The sequence below is a fragment of the Halomarina rubra genome, assembly GCF_023699475.1.
In the GTDB taxonomy this organism is placed as follows: Archaea; Halobacteriota; Halobacteria; order Halobacteriales; family Haloarculaceae; genus Halomarina; species Halomarina rubra.
The window spans coordinates 141679-157740 of the sequence record NZ_JALXFV010000007.1 but is presented as its reverse complement, the minus strand read 5'-3'; the positions used below and the strand labels follow the sequence as shown (position 1 = coordinate 157740).

The 16062-nt window shown below is 67.9% G+C and carries 16 protein-coding genes and 1 pseudogene; 9 read left to right on the top strand and 8 right to left on the bottom strand.

Annotated elements, in window-relative coordinates; all coding sequences use genetic code 11:
• Nucleotides 1-8: 8 nt before the first annotated feature.
• Nucleotides 9-452 carry a universal stress protein gene (locus M1L36_RS13555; protein ID WP_250874489.1) on the top strand — a complete coding sequence of 148 codons (444 nt, stop codon included), beginning with the start codon at nucleotides 9-11 and terminating at the stop codon, nucleotides 450-452.
• 6 nt (nucleotides 453-458) lie between these two features.
• On the opposite strand, the gene M1L36_RS13550 is transcribed toward M1L36_RS13555, so the two are convergent.
• Both M1L36_RS13550 and M1L36_RS13545 read right to left on the bottom strand, forming a co-directional pair.
• Entirely contained in the window at nucleotides 459-620 is a 162-nt protein-coding gene (locus tag M1L36_RS13550; RefSeq protein ID WP_250874289.1) for a hypothetical protein, read from the bottom strand.
• A gap of 50 nt (nucleotides 621-670) precedes the next feature.
• Nucleotides 671-1087, bottom strand: coding sequence for a hypothetical protein (locus M1L36_RS13545; protein WP_250874288.1), 417 nt, complete (start codon nucleotides 1085-1087; stop codon nucleotides 671-673).
• Between the two features lie 439 nt (nucleotides 1088-1526).
• Here M1L36_RS13545 and M1L36_RS13540 point away from each other — a divergent pair, with 439 nt between their 5' ends.
• Complete coding sequence (locus M1L36_RS13540; protein ID WP_250874287.1) at nucleotides 1527-3287, top strand: BCCT family transporter; 1761 nt, start codon at nucleotides 1527-1529, stop codon at nucleotides 3285-3287.
• 124 nt (nucleotides 3288-3411) lie between these two features.
• Here the strand turns inward: M1L36_RS13540 and M1L36_RS13535 are convergent, their stop codons facing one another.
• Complete coding sequence (locus M1L36_RS13535; RefSeq protein ID WP_250874286.1) at nucleotides 3412-3996, bottom strand: hypothetical protein; 585 nt, start codon at nucleotides 3994-3996, stop codon at nucleotides 3412-3414.
• Between the two features lie 245 nt (nucleotides 3997-4241).
• Here M1L36_RS13535 and M1L36_RS13530 point away from each other — a divergent pair, with 245 nt between their 5' ends.
• On the top strand, nucleotides 4242-5966 hold the full coding sequence (locus M1L36_RS13530; RefSeq protein ID WP_250874285.1) for a formate--tetrahydrofolate ligase: 1725 nt from the start codon (nucleotides 4242-4244) through the stop codon (nucleotides 5964-5966).
• Between the two features lie 42 nt (nucleotides 5967-6008).
• On the opposite strand, the gene M1L36_RS13525 is transcribed toward M1L36_RS13530, so the two are convergent.
• A complete protein-coding gene (locus M1L36_RS13525) occupies nucleotides 6009-6419 on the bottom strand; it encodes an EamA family transporter (protein WP_250874284.1) in 411 nt (136 codons plus the stop codon).
• A gap of 209 nt (nucleotides 6420-6628) precedes the next feature.
• Here M1L36_RS13525 and M1L36_RS13520 point away from each other — a divergent pair, with 209 nt between their 5' ends.
• Entirely contained in the window at nucleotides 6629-7843 is a 1215-nt protein-coding gene (locus M1L36_RS13520) for an NAD-binding protein (protein ID WP_379820091.1), read from the top strand.
• 72 nt (nucleotides 7844-7915) lie between these two features.
• Nucleotides 7916-9772: a BCCT family transporter gene (locus M1L36_RS13515; RefSeq protein ID WP_250874283.1), complete on the top strand. Its 1857-nt coding sequence runs from the start codon at nucleotides 7916-7918 to the stop codon at nucleotides 9770-9772.
• Between the two features lie 13 nt (nucleotides 9773-9785).
• On the opposite strand, the gene M1L36_RS13510 is transcribed toward M1L36_RS13515, so the two are convergent.
• Nucleotides 9786-9986: a hypothetical protein gene (locus tag M1L36_RS13510; RefSeq protein ID WP_250874282.1), complete on the bottom strand. Its 201-nt coding sequence runs from the start codon at nucleotides 9984-9986 to the stop codon at nucleotides 9786-9788.
• A gap of 92 nt (nucleotides 9987-10078) precedes the next feature.
• Between M1L36_RS13510 and M1L36_RS13505 the strand changes: the two genes are divergently transcribed.
• Entirely contained in the window at nucleotides 10079-10987 is a 909-nt protein-coding gene (locus tag M1L36_RS13505) for a bifunctional 5,10-methylenetetrahydrofolate dehydrogenase/5,10-methenyltetrahydrofolate cyclohydrolase (RefSeq protein WP_250874281.1), read from the top strand.
• Between the two features lie 51 nt (nucleotides 10988-11038).
• Here M1L36_RS13505 and M1L36_RS13500 read toward each other — a convergent pair whose 3' ends face one another.
• The 3 genes from M1L36_RS13500 to M1L36_RS13490 all read right to left on the bottom strand — a co-directional run bounded on the left by M1L36_RS13500 (nucleotide 11039) and on the right by M1L36_RS13490 (nucleotide 13234).
• Nucleotides 11039-11848 carry an SDR family NAD(P)-dependent oxidoreductase gene (locus M1L36_RS13500; RefSeq protein ID WP_250874280.1) on the bottom strand — a complete coding sequence of 270 codons (810 nt, stop codon included), beginning with the start codon at nucleotides 11846-11848 and terminating at the stop codon, nucleotides 11039-11041.
• Nucleotides 11845-13005: a galactonate dehydratase gene (gene dgoD, locus M1L36_RS13495; protein WP_250874279.1), complete on the bottom strand. Its 1161-nt coding sequence runs from the start codon at nucleotides 13003-13005 to the stop codon at nucleotides 11845-11847. The genes M1L36_RS13500 and dgoD overlap by 4 nt, the downstream gene beginning before the upstream one ends.
• Nucleotides 13006-13087: 82 nt before the next feature.
• Nucleotides 13088-13234: a hypothetical protein gene (locus tag M1L36_RS13490; RefSeq protein WP_250874278.1), complete on the bottom strand. Its 147-nt coding sequence runs from the start codon at nucleotides 13232-13234 to the stop codon at nucleotides 13088-13090.
• Between the two features lie 238 nt (nucleotides 13235-13472).
• Here M1L36_RS13490 and M1L36_RS13485 point away from each other — a divergent pair.
• The 3 genes and pseudogenes from M1L36_RS13485 to M1L36_RS13475 all read left to right on the top strand — a co-directional run.
• Nucleotides 13473-14225, top strand: a pseudogene (locus tag M1L36_RS13485) (pirin family protein).
• Between the two features lie 84 nt (nucleotides 14226-14309).
• Entirely contained in the window at nucleotides 14310-15245 is a 936-nt protein-coding gene (locus M1L36_RS13480; protein ID WP_250874276.1) for a VOC family protein, read from the top strand.
• A 109-nt stretch (nucleotides 15246-15354) separates the two neighbouring features.
• On the top strand, nucleotides 15355-16062 hold a 708-nt coding region (locus M1L36_RS13475; protein ID WP_250874275.1), incomplete at its 3' end, for a M24 family metallopeptidase.

The window sequence follows — 16062 nt, the reverse complement described above, 5'->3', positions numbered from 1 at the left end:
TGTCAACGATGTACCAACACGTGCTGATACCCTACGACGGGAGCGACGAGGGGCTACGAGGAGCGATGCACGGCATCGAACTGGCGAGCGCGGTGGGCGCGGACGTCCACGCGCTGTACGTCATCGACCTGCCGGGCGTCCCGAGAGCGCTGTCGCTCCGTGACGACGAGGAGCAACTGCGCGAGGAGTACAACGCCTACGCCGACAAGATCCTCGCACAGATTCAGGAGGTCGCCGACGACCACGGCGTCGTCTGCGAGACGGCCCGGCGCAGCGGTTCGGTGGCCGACGAGATAACCGAGTACGCGGAAGAAGAGGGGATGGACGTCGTCGTGATGGCCTCGGCGTACCGAGGGCGTATCGGGACGCTGCTGGGCGGCACGACGGACAAGGTGGTCCGGACCGCTACCGTCCCGGTGCTCACCCAGCGGATGGGCTACGACGAGATCTGAGGGGTCTCACCCTCCGACGAGGTAGCGCTCTCGGAGGAAGATGACGACGCTCGCGCTCAGGAAACTGACGCCGGCCACGCCGAACTCGCCGCCGGTCATCGAGAGGGCGGCGAACCCGATGAGCAGGGCGGCAGCGAGCGCTGCGAGGGTCGCTGGGAGGTTCACCATATCTCACATTCGTCGTGACGACGATATGAACCTGTCCCGTCGCCGACCGGTCAGAACAGGTGGTCGAACTCCCAGTGGTAGTGACACCGGTGGCAGGTCGCCCACTCGGGCATCGTGAAGACGTTGGGGTGTCGGATGCCGTCTTCCATCACGTTCCCACAGACCGGACACTGGAGGTGTTTGAGCTCTAACTCTGCGAACTCGTTCGGGGCGTACGTCGCGACACAGCGTGGGCAGTCGATGGTCTCGTGGACGTCTCGCTGGTGGATGTCAGATCCACACTGTGGACACGTCACCCAGGCGGGGGGCCTGCTGGCCCACCCTGTATCCCCGTCGACGGTCGTCGTGTGTGCCTCTGGAATCGAGAGGTCGAACTTCGCCGCGTTCGGGTTCTTCCGAAGCGGGTCGACGAGCAGGTCGACGATTCGCTTGACCCCTCTGAAGACCCTCCCGAACCGGTCGTCCATCGGTGTCTTTAGTCGGGGAGCGTGGATACGCTCACCGTCGGTCCGTGACCCTGATACTCTCGTCGGCGGGACGTAACGACGCCACCGTCGGGCGAATTGGTCTGCTATCCGTAGCGTCGACCGTTCAACCTACACCGACCACGCGAGAATCACGCGAAACTTTATCACATGCCGATTACATTTCGACAGTGTGGGTGTGTAGCACGTGTCGCGGCCGACGAACCGACACCAAGCGCCGCGGTGTGTGGAGTGTCGTGTACGAGTCGAGTCGTCGCCGACGTGTCGAAACGCTGCCCGGTCGGTCGGACGGTGTCCGGGACCGGGACCGTACACGGACGTGCCGCCGAACGAACCAACCAACCGGTCACACAGAACACGACGACAATGAACGAACACCGCAGCAGACCGACGACAGGGTATCCGTACGGGGGGGTGAGCGATGGCCGATAAGAGCGAGACGACGGGTGAGATGTCCGAGGGCCTCCAGGTGGAGCTGTTCCACCCGGACTCGGACAGGAAACCCGGCGACACGAACTACCAGGGCTACGGGTTCGACGTCCACCCGGTCGTGTTCCCGGCCGCGCTAGCGCTCATCGGCGTCTTCGTCGCGGCGACGATCCTCATGGGCCAAGACGCCGCTGAAGTGTACAGCGCGGTCCGCACCTTCTTCGAGACGACGTTCGGGTGGTTCTTCTTGCTGGTGGTGAACGTCTTCATCCTCACCATCCTCTACTTCGCGTTCAGCAAGTACGGGAAGATACGCATCGGGGGCGTCCAGGCCCGAAAGGAGTTCAGCGACTTCGCGTGGATGGCGATGCTGTTCAGCGCCGGGATGGGTATCGGGCTGATGTTCTTCAGCGTCACCGAACCCATCTTCTACCTGAACAACCCGCCAGGGTTCTTCGGTGCGGAGGCCGGCACCGGTGCGGCCGCCTCCGCGGCGATGGCACAGACGTTTTTCCACTGGGGGTTCCACCCGTGGGCCATCTACGGCCTCGTCGGGCTGGGCCTCGCGTTCTTCTCGTTCAACCGGGGGCTACCGCTGACCTTCCGGTCGATCTTCTGGCCGCTGCTCGGCGACCGCATCTACGGCTGGCCGGGCCACGTCATCGACCTCGTGACCGTGTTCGCGACGCTGTTCGGCCTGGCGACGTCGCTGGGTCTCGGCGTCGCGCAGGTCAACGGCGGCATCTCCTACGTCGGGGGCGACCTCCTCGGCGTGGTGAGCATACCGGAGACGACGCTCGTCCAAGTCTTGCTCATCGGGGGCATCACGCTCATCGCGACGGCGTCCGTCGCGGCGGGGCTGGACAGCGGCGTCAAGCGACTCAGCACGTTCAACCTCTACCTGATGTTCACGCTGCTCGGCTTCCTCCTCGTGGTGGGGCCGACTATCTACATCTTCGGAACGTGGGTCCAAGGGCTGGGGACGTACTTCGGTAACCTGCTCTCGCTGTCGTTCTTCACCGGGACGCAGGGTGCCGGGTCGAGCACGGTCCAGGGCTGGACCATCTTCTACTGGGCGTGGTGGATCGCATGGTCGCCGTTCGTCGGCATGTTCATCGCGCGCATCTCGAAGGGGCGGACGGTCCGGGAGTTCGTCATCGGCGTGCTGTTCTTGCCAAGTCTGTTCTCGACCATCTGGCTGTCGACGTTCGGTGGCAGCGCGCTGAACCAGGCGGTCGGCGGCGGGACCGTCCAGGCGCAGTACAACCAGATCGGGTACGAAGCGTTCTCGACGCTCGGGATGTTCATCACCTTAGAGCAGTATCCGCTGGGTGCCATCACCGGCATCCTCGCGACGCTGCTGGTCATCACGTTCTTCGTCACCTCCTCCGACTCGGGGTCGCTGGTCGTCGACCACCTGACCTCGGGGGGGAAACACGACGTGCCCCGCGCCCAGCGCATCTTCTGGGCGCTAACCGAGGGCGCCGTCGCGGCACTCCTGCTGTGGGGCGGTGGACTCGGTGCGTTGCAGACCGCCGCTATCGCGACCGGTTTCCCGTTCGCGGTCATCCTGCTGTTGATGTGTTACACGGTGTACCGTGGACTCAATAACGAGTACGAAATCCTCGAATCCGAGGAGTTCGCCGACCGTATCCAGGACATCACGGCCCGTGAGGAGGTCGACGTCGTGTCGAGCGGGAGCGACGTGGTGACGGACGTCTCCGGGAGCGGCGCGGAGGGGAGCGACGACTGACCGTCGCTCTCACGACCCACTTCTCTCGACCGAACCAACGCGTTCGTTCGGCGGTGACCGATCTTCCAGTAGCCGTGCCGCCCGATTCCTCGGACGGCGGTCCGGACTCGACGGCACCGCGCCGTCAGCCGAGAACCGGTTCGGTCTCGTCGGCGTGTATCCACCGCCGTGTCGGGCCGCCGACACCGACGCCGGCGACGGCGACCCATACCACGGCCGCGAGGACGGTAGGCAGGACCAGCCACGCCAGCGCACAGAGGCCGCCGACCGCGACGAGGCCGACCCACGGGTTGCGGCCACCGACGACCGACGTCAGCCACGCACCGACGACGACGAACCCGAACGCCGACAGCGACAGGATTAGCACGCCGAAGACGAGCAGCGTGAGCGTCGCGAACGTATTGGCCGCCACACCGAGTCGAGCCAGTTGGCTGTAGGCGTAGCCGACGAGGAACACGACGAGGCCGTAGGCGATGACCCCGTAGACGACGGATATCAGCGGGTTGTCCATCGAGGCGTCGACGGCGGCGTCGATACGACCGCCCGCGAAGTAGATGACGCCACCGCCGAAGCTCACCACCAGCACGAACGCCAGCACCGCGAGCACGGTGGCGGGCACGTCGAGGAGCGCAGACGGACCGACCTCCTGCATCGCGGGGGGCGCCCCACTCGACCGACCGGCCAGTGCGATGGCGTCACCGAATCTCATATCGAGACGTAGTGACACGTGTGGGGAAAAGCTACCGACGAACTGTCGGTGGCGGCGACAGCGAGAGTGTGCGCGCGCGCCCGGACGCTCCCTGGCCCTCGTGCCGTGTGTTCGAACCTCGGTCCGTCGGTTCGTCGAACTGTCGAGCGAGACGACGGGTTCGACGCCGGTCGCGACCACATCACCTCTCGATTCTGGTAGGTGTGCTAACGTTCTTACCGTGATGCTGGGAAGGTCACTGCGAGATGACACCACCGAACGAGGTCGACGGGCCGCTTCCGACGGACTACGAGATCGCGCAGTCGACGGAGATGGAACCGATCTGGGAACTGGTCGAGCCGTGGGGTCTCGGTCTCGATGACCTGCAGTACTTCGGCTCGTACACCGCGAAGGTGAAACACGACGCCATCGACCGCCTCCGCGAGCAGGCCGAAGACCGACCGAACAACCTGGTCCTCGTGACGGGCATGACGCCGACGCCGAAGGGCGAGGGGAAGACCGTCACGACGGTCGGCCTGGGCCAGACGTTGAACCACATCGGGGAGGAGGCGATGATTGCCATCCGTGAACCGTCGCTCGGGCCCGTGTTCGGCGTAAAGGGTGGGGCCGCTGGTGGCGGTCGCTCGCAGGTCCTCCCCATGGAGGAGATCAACCTCCACTTCACAGGCGACCTCCACGCGCTCACCTCGGCGCACAACCTCATCGCGGCGATGCTCGACGCGAAGATATCACAGGGCGACGAACTCGACATCGACGTCAACGACGTCTCCTGGCCGCGAGCTATCGACATGAACGACCGCGTCCTTAGGGAGACGGTCGTCGGCCTCGGCGGGAAGACCGGCGGGACGCCACGCGAGAACCAGTTCCTGCTCACCGCGGCCTCCGAACTGATGGCCGTCCTCTGCATGGCGAGCGGGCTCGGAGACCTCAAAGAGCGCGTCGCACGCATCATCGTCGCCTACGACACCGACGGTGAGCCGATTACCGTCGACGACATCGAGGCGACGGGCGCGGTGACGATGCTCCTGCGCGACGCCATCAAACCGAACGTCGTCCAGACCATCGAGGGGACGCCCGCGTTCGTCCACGGCGGCCCGTTCGCGAACATCGCCCACGGGACGAACTCGCTGATGGCCGACAAGGCCGCCTTCGGGATGGCCGACTACCTCGTCACCGAGGCCGGGTTCGGGTCGGACCTCGGCGCGGAGAAGTTCCTGAACATCGTCTGTCGCCTCGGCGAGATGGAGCCGAACGCCGTCGTACTGGTCTCCTCGGTCCGAGCGCTGAAGTACCACGGTGAGAACATGTGGCCCGCGGACTACGACGACATCGACGCCGCCGGGACGGGCGCGGTCGAACGCGGTCTGGAGAACCTCGACAAGCACGTCGAGAACCTCCAGAAGTTCGGCGTCCCGGTCGTCGTCGCGGTCAACCGCTTCCCCGACGACTCCGACGAGGAGGTGAACGTCGTCCTCGACCACTGTCGCGACGAACTGGGGGTCGCCGCCGCCGAGTCGACGGTCTTCGAGAACGGGAGCGAAGGTGGTGTGGACCTCGCCGAACGCGTCGTCGAGGCCGTCGAGAGCGGCGAGGCGGACTACGCCCCGTTGTACGAAGACGAGGACTCCATCAAGGAGAAGATACACACCGTCGCGACGGAGGTGTACGGCGCGGACGGCGTGAAGTACACCGGTGGCGCGGACCGCGACATCGAGCGCATGGAGGAACTGGGCTTCGGCGACTTCCCGGTCTGTATGTCGAAGACGTTCCACTCGCTCAGCGACGACGCGAGCAAGAAGGGTGCGCCGACGGGGTGGGAACTGGAGATTCGGGAGGTGTACCCCTCCGCGGGTGCGGGCTTCCTCGTCGCGCTCACCGGCGACGTCCTGACGCTTCCAGGCCTGCCGAGCGACCCGGCGGCCGCCGGGATGGACATCGACGCCGACGGCGACATCTCGGGGCTGTTCTGAGGGCGGGGAATCATCCTCCTTCGGTAGCGGTCGTCGCGCCGTTCAGAGATTGATGATGACGATTGCGCAGACCGCCAGCGCGATACCGACAACCTCGTTCACGCCGATGGGGTCGCCGAAGACGACGATGCTGAGGAGCGCCGCGGTGATGAAGTACATCCCGCCGAGCGTCGAGACGACGGCCGTCGACCCCACGGTGACGCCGACGAACGTCGAGACGACGCCGATGGCGGCCGCGACACCGGAGACGGCCGCGAACCCGATCCCCTCCGGCGTCATCGCGAGCGAGGCGTCCGAGACGAGGACGTAGGCACCGGTGACGACCGTCGCGGTCACGTAGGAGACGAACGCCGCCGTCACCGGGTCGATGCTGTTGGAGGCGACGTCGCCGAGCACGATCCAGAACCCCCACGCGATCATCGTCCCCAGGCCGAACACAATCGCCGAGTTCACGCGCCGACACCCCTCGACCGCCGAGCCGTCGATACGACCCGTGGTCGGCCACGCGGTCGCTTCGGCCGACTGGACTGCCTCGTCCGGTCCGTTGTGTTCGTCACTGTGTGCATGACAGACCGTTCTCGGCAGTTCGTGTTGAGTCTCCCGGCGTCCTCCTGTCGACCCTGCGGAAGACCTTTCGTCCGTCCTGCCCGAACAGTCTGGTAGTGAATAGCTCGCAAGGTGAGTCCGAGGACCGCGCGCTGGAGGCCCTGTTCTACCGGGCGGAACGCGTCGCGCTCGTCGAGCGCGAGCAGTTCTCGGGTGCGCGACCGACCGTCTGGCTCGTCGGCGTCGTGGCGCTCCTCGCGTTCGTGACCGGCCTCTCGAACATGAGCGAGCAGACGCTCGCGCTCGCCGGACCGCTCGCGCCCGTCGTCCCCGACGCAGCGGTGTTCGTCCGGTTCGCCGGGGTCCTCTTCGCGTTCATGCTCGGACTCGTCACCCTCGGCCTCCAGCGGCGCAAACGCCTCGCGTGGCAGGTGGCGATGCTGGCGCTGCCGGCGCTCGCGCTCCTCCCGCTCGTGACGCTCCAACCGACGGACGTCCCGTTGCTCCTCGCGCTGGTCGTCACCTTCCCGCTGCTCGTCGTCAACCGCGAGGCGTTCGACCGACGGGTCGAACTCTCGCCGCTCCAAGTCGCCTCGTTGGCGGCTATCGTCGGCGTGGGACTGTACGGGACGGTGGGCGCGTACGGCCTCCGCGACCAGTTCCTCGGCCTTGAGGACTGGGCGGACGCCGTCTACTACGTCGTCGTCACCATCGCGACGGTGGGGTACGGCGACATCACGCCGACCACCCCCGAGGCACAGTGGTTCTCGCTGTCGGTCATCGTGTTCGGGACCGGCGCGTTCACCGTCGCCATCGGGGCGCTGGTCGCACCCGCCATCGAGGCCAGAATGGCCGCCGCATTCGGAAGCATGACCGCCTCAGAACTCACACTCCTCGACGACCACGTCGTCGTCCTCGGCTACGGCGACATCACGGAATCGGTACTCGACAGACTCACCGGCGAGACGACGTTCCTCGTCGTCACCCCGGACTCCGACGTCGCCGCGGCGCTCAAACGCGACGGGGTGAACGTGCTCACCGGGGACCCGACCGACGAGGCGGTCCTCGAAGACGCCCGGGTCGACGTCGCGTCGGGAGTCGTCGTCGCCAGCGACGACGACGCGCGGGACGTGCTCGCCGTCCTCGCGGTCAAGAGTCTCGCCCCCGACGTGCGGGTCGTCGCCGCCGCCAACGAGGAGAAACACGTCGCGAAGTTCGAGTCGGTCGGAGCCGACGAGGTCATCAACCCGCTCACCATCGGCGGGCAACTGCTGGGCGCGTCGGTGCTGGGTGCGCCCGACCCGTTCACCGACCCCGGGGAGCGCACCTGACCGTCCGTCTCCGCTGACAGTCGCGGCTAGTGTTAACATGTCACTTTATCGTTCGACGCCCAGTATGTCGGTATGAGCGGGTCAGTGACCGACGACTCCGGAGGGGTGCTGGCCGGCCTGTTGCTCCCCCTCTGCGTAGTCTCCGGAGCGGTCGTCGTCGCCGGGTTCTTCTTCCCCGACGTCGTCGGGGGGGCCGTCGACGGCCCCGTCTGGCTGGTCGTCGCGTTGACGTTCTTCGGGTCGGGACTGGGCTACCTCGCCGTGCTCCCGTACCCCGAAACGGTGTCGGACCGCGAGACCGTCCCCACGCTCCTCCGTATCCGTCACCACTCGCTACGGGCGACCCTCCGGGAGTTCATCGCCCACCACGACCCGGTGGTGCTCGGAGTCCCCGTCGCCGTCTTCACCCTCTTCTGTTGTCTCCAGGCGCTGTTCCCCCAGGGGACGAACGCGACCGTCGACGGCCTCTCCCAGGCGGTGTTGCGCGGTGGCGGGCCGGTGTTCCTCGGCGCGATGTTCCTCGCGGTCTGTTACTGCCTGTTCTTGCTGGTCGGACCGTGGGGCGAGGTGCGACTCGGTGGCCCGGACGCCGACCCGACGTACACATACCCGACGTACTTCGCGCTGGTGTTCACCGCGGGCATCGCCGCCGGCATCGTCTTCTGGGGGCCGACGGAGGCGCTGGTCCACTACGGGACACCGCCGCCGACCGTCGACGCCGCCCCCGAATCGTCGGCGGCCGCGGGTGGCGCGCTGACCTACGCCCTCTTCCATTGGGGCCTCTCGGCGTGGAGCGCCTACGCGGTCATCGCCGTCCCCATCGCGTACTTCGTGTTCCGCCACGGCGCACCGCTGCGGGTGTCGACCATCCTCGCGCCGTTCGTCGGCGTCGACGGCCTCGACTCGCCGTGGAGTCGCCTCGTCGACACGCTCGCGGTGTTCGCGACCATCGGCGGCATCGCGACCTCGGTCGCGCTCGTGAGCCAGCAGTTCCTCGCCGGCATCACCTTCGAGTGGGGCGTCTCGACCGGCCGGACCGGGTCGGTCGTGTTCGTCGGCGGCCTGACGCTCGTGGTCGTCCTCTCGGCGGTCACCGGCGTCCACCGCGGAATTCGACGCATCGCAGGGCTCACGGTCGTCCTGTTCGGCCTGTTCGCGTTGATCCTCGTCGCCGTCGGGCCACGGTCGTTCGTCTTCACGAGCGGCGTCGGCGCGCTGAGTGAGTACGCCGTCCGGTTCGTCCCGCTGAGCCTCACCGTCGGCGACCCGTGGATCGCCGCGTGGACGGTGTGGAACTGGTCGTGGTGGTTCTCCTGGGCCCCGTTCGCGGGGCTGTTCGTCGCGGCGCTCTCGCGGGGCCGTCGCATCCGGACGGTCGTGTTCACCACCGTCGTCGCGACGTCGGCCGCGACGATGTGCTGGTTCCTCCTGCTCGGGGGGACGTCGCTGTGGCTCCAGCGTGTGGGCGGAACGGACCTCCTCGCTGCCGTCGCCGGCCGTTCCGACGCCGAGGCCGTGGTCGGCTTCCTCGTGTTCGACGCCCTCCCGCTGGGTGGCCTGCTCGCCTTCCTCTTCCTCGCGCTCATCGTGGTGTTCATCGTCACCTCCGCGGACGTCTCGACGCTCGTCACCGCGTTGCTCGCGACTCGCCGCGGACTGGCACCGACGACGGGGGCCATCGTGTTCTGGGGGGTCTTCCAGGGGGCGGTCGCCGTCTCGGTGCTCCTGTTGGGTGGCGTCGAGACCCTCCAGGCGCTCGCCGTGTTGACCGGCGGACCGTTCGCCGTCCTCTCGCTGTTCGCTCTCGGTGGACTGACGCTGACGTTCGCCCGCTACGAGGGGGGTCACACCTCCCTCGCAAGACGGGCGGTGTCGCGACTCCCCGCCATCGAACTCCACCACGACGTCGACCCGCCCGAGGAGAAGTGACTCGTCCGGACGCTCACTGCGTCTCCGCGACGCCACACTCCGGACAGGTGATAGCGAGTCGGTCCCCGCCTTCGTCGGCCGGTTCGGCCACGTTCTGACCGGTCGCACACTCCAGGTGCAGGTACACCCGATGATCGTCGTGGTCCGCCAGCAGGACGTCGCCCGGTTCCTCGGGGAGCACGATGCCGTGGCAGTAGTAACACTCGCCAGTCATGAATCGCACATGGTTCTACACGGACAAGTATCTGACCGGCGGGCCGCCCGAAAGGGTTTGGTGGGGGCCATCGGAGACGACACCGAGAACTCGTGACGGACCCGACCATGCTGGCCGGCGGCCCGCTCGCAGACCGTCTCACCGCGACCGTCGAGCGAGACGTGGCGACGCTCCGGAACCACGACGTCGTACCGACGCTCGGGACGGTGTTGATGACCGACGACCCGACCCAGCGGCGGTTCATGGACCTGAAACACGAGCGCTGTGCCTCGCTCGGTATCGAGACGGTGCGGGTCGACGTCCCGGCCGATGCCCCCGCAGAGCGGTGTTACGACGCCGTCGAGTCGCTGAGAGCCGACGACGACGTGACCGCGCTGTTCGTCCAGGTGCCGCTGCCCGACCACGTCGACGAGCAGCGGGTCCGGTCGCTCGTTCCCGCGGGGAAGGACGTCGACTGCTTCACGCCGGAGAACCTCGGACGGTTGGTGGCGGGCGACCCGCACGTCGTCCCCGCGACGGCGGCCGCCGTCGTGCGACTGCTCGCCGAGTACGACGTCGAGACCGCGGGCCGAGACGTCGTTGTCGTCGGCAGAGACGCCGTCATCGCCCGACCGCTCGCGGCCCTGCTGTCCGCCAACGGCCCCGACGGCGACGCGACGGTGACGCTCTGTCACACGGCGACCACCGACCTCACGGCCCACACCCGTCGTGCCGACGTCCTCGTCACCGCCGCCGGCCACCCGGGCCTCGTCGACGGGTCGATGCTCGGAGAAGGGGTCGTCGTGGTCGACGTCAGCGCGACCAGGGTCCAGAGCGACGACAGCGACTCCTCCGGTGACCTCGTCGGCGACGTCGACGCGGCGAGCGCACGCGAGCCGGCGAGCGCCATCACCCCGGTCCCCGGTGGCGTGGGACCCCTGACGATGGCCTCGCTCGTCCGCAACGTCGTCGACGTGACGGGCAGAGCCGCGGGACTCGAACACGTCCTCGGTGCGGAGTGACCACCCGAGCGTGGCTCCGGCGACGGTCGGGTCGGTCCCGAGAGTCGGGGGTTACTCGTCGGTGTCGCGTCGCTCGCGGTAGTCCGGAAGCGCGTCGTCCTGCATCACCGCCGTCCGACCCCCGTCGACGAGCAGCGACGTCCCGGTCACGAACCCCGCGTCGTCGCTCGCGAGGAACGCGACCGCTCCGGCGACGTCCGCGGGCCGTCCGAGTCGACCGACGGGGTGGATGGATTCGAGATGCTGGCGGTACTCGGGGTCCATCTCGTCGGTCGTCCGATCGATGGCGACCCACCCGGGGTTGACGGTGTTGACCCGGATTCGAGGGCCAAGGTCGAGCGCCATCGCTCGCGTCATGCCGTTGATGCCCGCCTTCACCGCGTTGTACGGGAACATCGACGGCATCGTCAGGAACGCGTGGTTCGAGGAGGTGTTGACGATGGCCCCCTCGTTCATCCGTTCGGCGGCCGCCTTCGCACAGAGCCAGAACGACCGGAAGTCCGTCTCGACGACGAACGCCCAGTCGTCCATCGTCGCCTCGTCGACGGCCGTGTTCGTCTCGACGCCCGCGTTGTTGACGAGCACGTCGATGCCGCCGAACCGCTCGACGCACGCGTCGAACAGCGCGGCGATGTCGTCGGGGTCACGCATGTCCGCCCGGACGAACGTCGCCTCGCCGCCGTCTGCCTCGATGTCCGCGACCGTCGCCGCTCCCGCCTCTCTGGACCGCCCGGTGACGATGACGCTCGCACCCTCGTAGGCGAGTCGCTTTGCGACGCCCGCGCCGATGCCGCGCGTCGACCCCGTGACGACCGCGACCTGACCGGCGAACCGCCCCGTCCGAGACGACTCGTCGGTCACCACTCTGCCACGCTCCCGTCGTCGTGTCGCCACACCGGGTTGTGCCAGTCGACGTCGCCCGCCTGCTCGCGAACGTGCTCCTCGTCGACGTCGATGCCGAGTCCCGGTCCGTCGGGGAGGTCGACGTACCCCTCCTCGTAGTCGAACACCGACGGGTCAGCCAGGTAGTCGAGGACGTCGCTCGTCTCGTTGTAGTGGATGTCGAGGCTCTGCTCCTGGATGAGCGCGTTCGGCGTGCACGCGTCGACCTGGAGACACGACGCCAGCGCGATGGGCCCGAGCGGACAGTGTGGGGCCATCGCCACGTCGTACGCCTCGGCCATGCTCGCTATCTTCTTCACTTCGGTGATGCCGCCAGCGTGTGAGAGGTCCGGCTGGATCACGTCGACGGCACCGCTCTCGAACACCTCCTTGAACTCCCAGCGGGAGTACATGCGCTCGCCGGTCGCGATGGGGACGGACGTGCTCGCCGCGAGCGCGGGCAGGGTGTCGTTGTGCTCGGGCAACACCGGTTCCTCGACGAACATCGGGTCGTGGGGTTCGAGCGCCCGGACGAGTCGCTTCGCCATCGGCTTCGAGACGCGCCCGTGGAAGTCGACGCCGACGTCGACGTCGGGGCCGACCGCCTCCCGCACTGCGGCGAGGCGCTCCCCGGCCTCGGCGACCGCTCGGGGGGTGTCGACCCGTCGGAGTTCGGGCGTGGCGTTCATCTTCAGGGCGGTGAACCCGGCGTCGACCTTCTCGGCTGCGGCCTCGGCGACACCGTCGGGGCGGTCCCCGCCGACCCACTGATAGACGCGGACGCGGTCTCTCGCGCGGCCGCCGAGGAGTTCGTAGACGGGCGCGCCGAACTGTTTGCCCTTCAGGTCCCAGAGCGCCTGGTCGACGCCGGCGATGGCGCTCATCAACACCGGGCCGCCGCGGTAGAACCCGCCGCGGTACATCGTCTGCCAGTGGTCCTCGATAGCGTCGGGGTCTTCTCCGAGGAGGTAGCCGTCGAACAACTCCTCGACGGCGGTCTCGACGGTTCGTGCACGGCCCTCGACGACGGGTTCCCCCCAGCCGACGCGGCCGTCGCTCGTCTCCACCCGGAGGAACAGCCAGCGCGGCGGGACGTGGAACAGTTCGTAGTCGGTGATTCGCGTGTGCTCGGTCACTCGGACCACCTGTTCGCGACCCTGCGGTATAGCGCCTTTCTTCGGTGGACGACGACCGGCGACGTCTCGCTGGAGACCGCGACTACTCGCCGCCTGCCACAGAGAACTCCGTTTCGTGGCCGGTCCGCTCGCGGTGTGAGAACGCGAGGAGTCGTGCGAGGTCGCCGTTCGAGCAGGTGCTCAGGAAGTCGCACTCGCGACAGTGGACTTCGTATCCGTTCGTGGGCATACACGACGCTTCGACCAGAGCACCCTGAGTCCACGGCATGAATGCTCAACTGAACGCGCGGTCACGGCGAGCATAAGCGACCCACATCGACGTCGAGTGAGAGCGGAGATGTCGAAGACACCGGAGCCCCCGACGTCGACCGAACCACTGGCCGCGAGAGGCGACGGAGACGTCGGTGTTACCGGGCGAAGTCGGTGATACCGGGAGCTTTTGACCGCTCTCGTCGAAGCGAGGAGTGATGAACACGGACGCTGTCGGCGGTGTCTACCCGTCCGACGAACCGGACCACTCGGTCGACCAGGGCCGGTTCAGGACGAACTTCTACTTCCCGGGGCGGAGCCTGCCGGACCACGACGACCACGGCTACGGGCCGCTCGCGACGGTCGTCGAGTCGTTCATGGACCCGGAGACACTGATTCCGATGCACCCCCACCGCAACGAGGAGATAATCTCGTGGGTCCCCGCGGGCGTGATGCGTCACGACGACCGAGAGGGGAACGAACTGGTCACCGACGCCGACCACCTGCTGGTGATGGGTGCGGGCGAGGGGTTCTGGCACGAGGAGCGGACGCTCGCCTCGGACCCATCGCTCCGGATGCTCCAGATTTTCGTCCGGCCACACAGCCTCGACCTGCCGGCGACCATCCAGCACGAACCGCTCCCGGAGTCCGTCGACGGCGAGTGGCGACACCTGTTCGGGCCGACGGGGAGCGACGCCCCGCTCTCGGTTCGCAACGCAATCCACCTCCACGACGCCCACCTCGACTCGGGGGACTCCGTGGCGCTCCCGACGCGCGCCGGGTAGGACGCGTATCTCTACGTCTTCGACGGCACCGTCGAGGTCGGCGGCCTCACACTCGACGCGGCCGAGACCGCGCTGCTCACCCACCCTATCGACGGGTCGCTCACCGCCCGCGAGGAATCGCTGGTCGTCCTGTTCCTGCTCGACCCGGACGCGCCCGTCACTCGGCAGGGGACCATCGGTCGCTGACACACGCCCGAGAGTCCCAGCGTTTCGTGACGAACCGCCCGCCAGTCGTCCAGCGGCCGCCTGCCGCTCACTCCACACCCACCGATGCTCACCGACACGCCCGGAATCCACCACGTCACCGGAATCGTCCGCGACGCCCAGCGAAACGTCGAGTTCTACACGCAGCTACTCGGCCTGCGCCTGGTCAAACAGACCGTCAACCTCAACGAGAAGTTCACCCGCCACCTGTTCTACGGCGACGCGACCGGGTCGCCCGGAACGGCGCTCACGTTCTTCCCGTACCCCGCCGAAGAGGACGGGCGCGTCGGCCGCCCCCAGATTACGACCACCGCACTCGTCGTCCCGCGGGGAGCACTCGACTACTGGCGCGAGCGACTGACCGACGCCGGCGTGGGCGTCGAGACCACCGAGCGATTCGGCGAGTCCGTCCTCCGATTCACCGACCCCGACGGCACGACCCTCGAACTGGTGGCGGGAGCGTCCGACGTCACACCGTGGACGGGCGGGACGGTCCCCGCCGAACACGCGATTCGCGGGATTCACGGCGTGACGCTGCTGCCGACGAACCCGTTCCACACCGCGAGCCTCCTCGACACGCTCGGCTTCGAGTTGGAGGCTCAGGAGGGCGACCGCGTCCGGTATCGTGTACCGGGCGACCGAGCGACCGTCGTCGACCTGCTGGACCGAGCGGCAGCGTTCGGTCGCGAGGGTGCGGGGTCGTACCACCACGTCGCGATGCGCGTCGCCGACGAGAACGAGCTGTACGAGTGGCACTCCCTCCTGCGTGAGCGGGGGTACGAGGTCTCCCGCGTCAAGGACCGGCACTTCTTCCACTCGCTGTACGTCCGCGAACCGGGCGGCATCCTGTTCGAGTTGGCGACCGAGACGCCCGGACTCGCCGCGGTCGAGGACACGGCGAACCTGGGGCAGTCACTCTACCTCCCGCCGTGGCTGGAGGAGGACCGCGAGATGATCGAACCACGGCTCGTCCCCCTCGACGTTCCCGACGAGGCGGTCTGAGCGCGTCCGGTGGTTCGTGGTGAGCCGTGCGGCGAGTCATGGGGGGTCGGCGAACGTCCCGAGACACCGACCACCGGAGCTACGGTGGTCGGCGGTCTCCGCTTCGGGTATGACCGGGAGCGAGCGGACGGAGCGGTTGGACCGGTACCTCGCGCGAAAGGGCCTCGAAGCGGTGTGGTTCGCGCGACCGAACGACTTCGCGTGGCTCACCGGCGGGGACAACGTCGTCAGCGCGTCGGCCCCCGTCGGCGTCGCGGCGGCCGGCTACGACGGCGAGCGCGTCGTTGTCGTCACCGACGATATCGAAGCGCCCAGACTCCGCGCCGAGGAGCTGGACGACCTCGACGATGCGGCCGTCGAGACGTTCGCGTGGCACGACTCCTCGCTGGCGGCGACCGTCGCGGAGGTGTCGGCGACCCCCGCGGCCGCCGACTTCGACGTCCCGGGGTTCGAGACCGTGGACGCCTCGTCGCTCCGCCAACCCCTCTCCGATGGGGACGTCGAGACGTACCGTTCCCTCGCGGGAGACGTCGCGAGAGCGGTCGAGAGCGTCTGTCGTGGAGCGGAGCCGGAGTCGACCGAACGCGCGGTGAGCGCCGACCTCCAGCGCGCCCTCGCCGCCCGCGGCTGTCGCGTTCCGGTGGCGCTCGTCGGTGGCGAGGAACGCGCACCCGCCTACCGCCACTTCACGCCGACGGAGGCGGAACTCGGTGGCTACGCCGTCGCGTCGGTCACCGCCGAGCGCGACGGTCTCTCGGTCAGCCTCACCCGGACCGTCGCTTTCGACCCGCCGGCGTGGCTGACCGAACGCCACGCG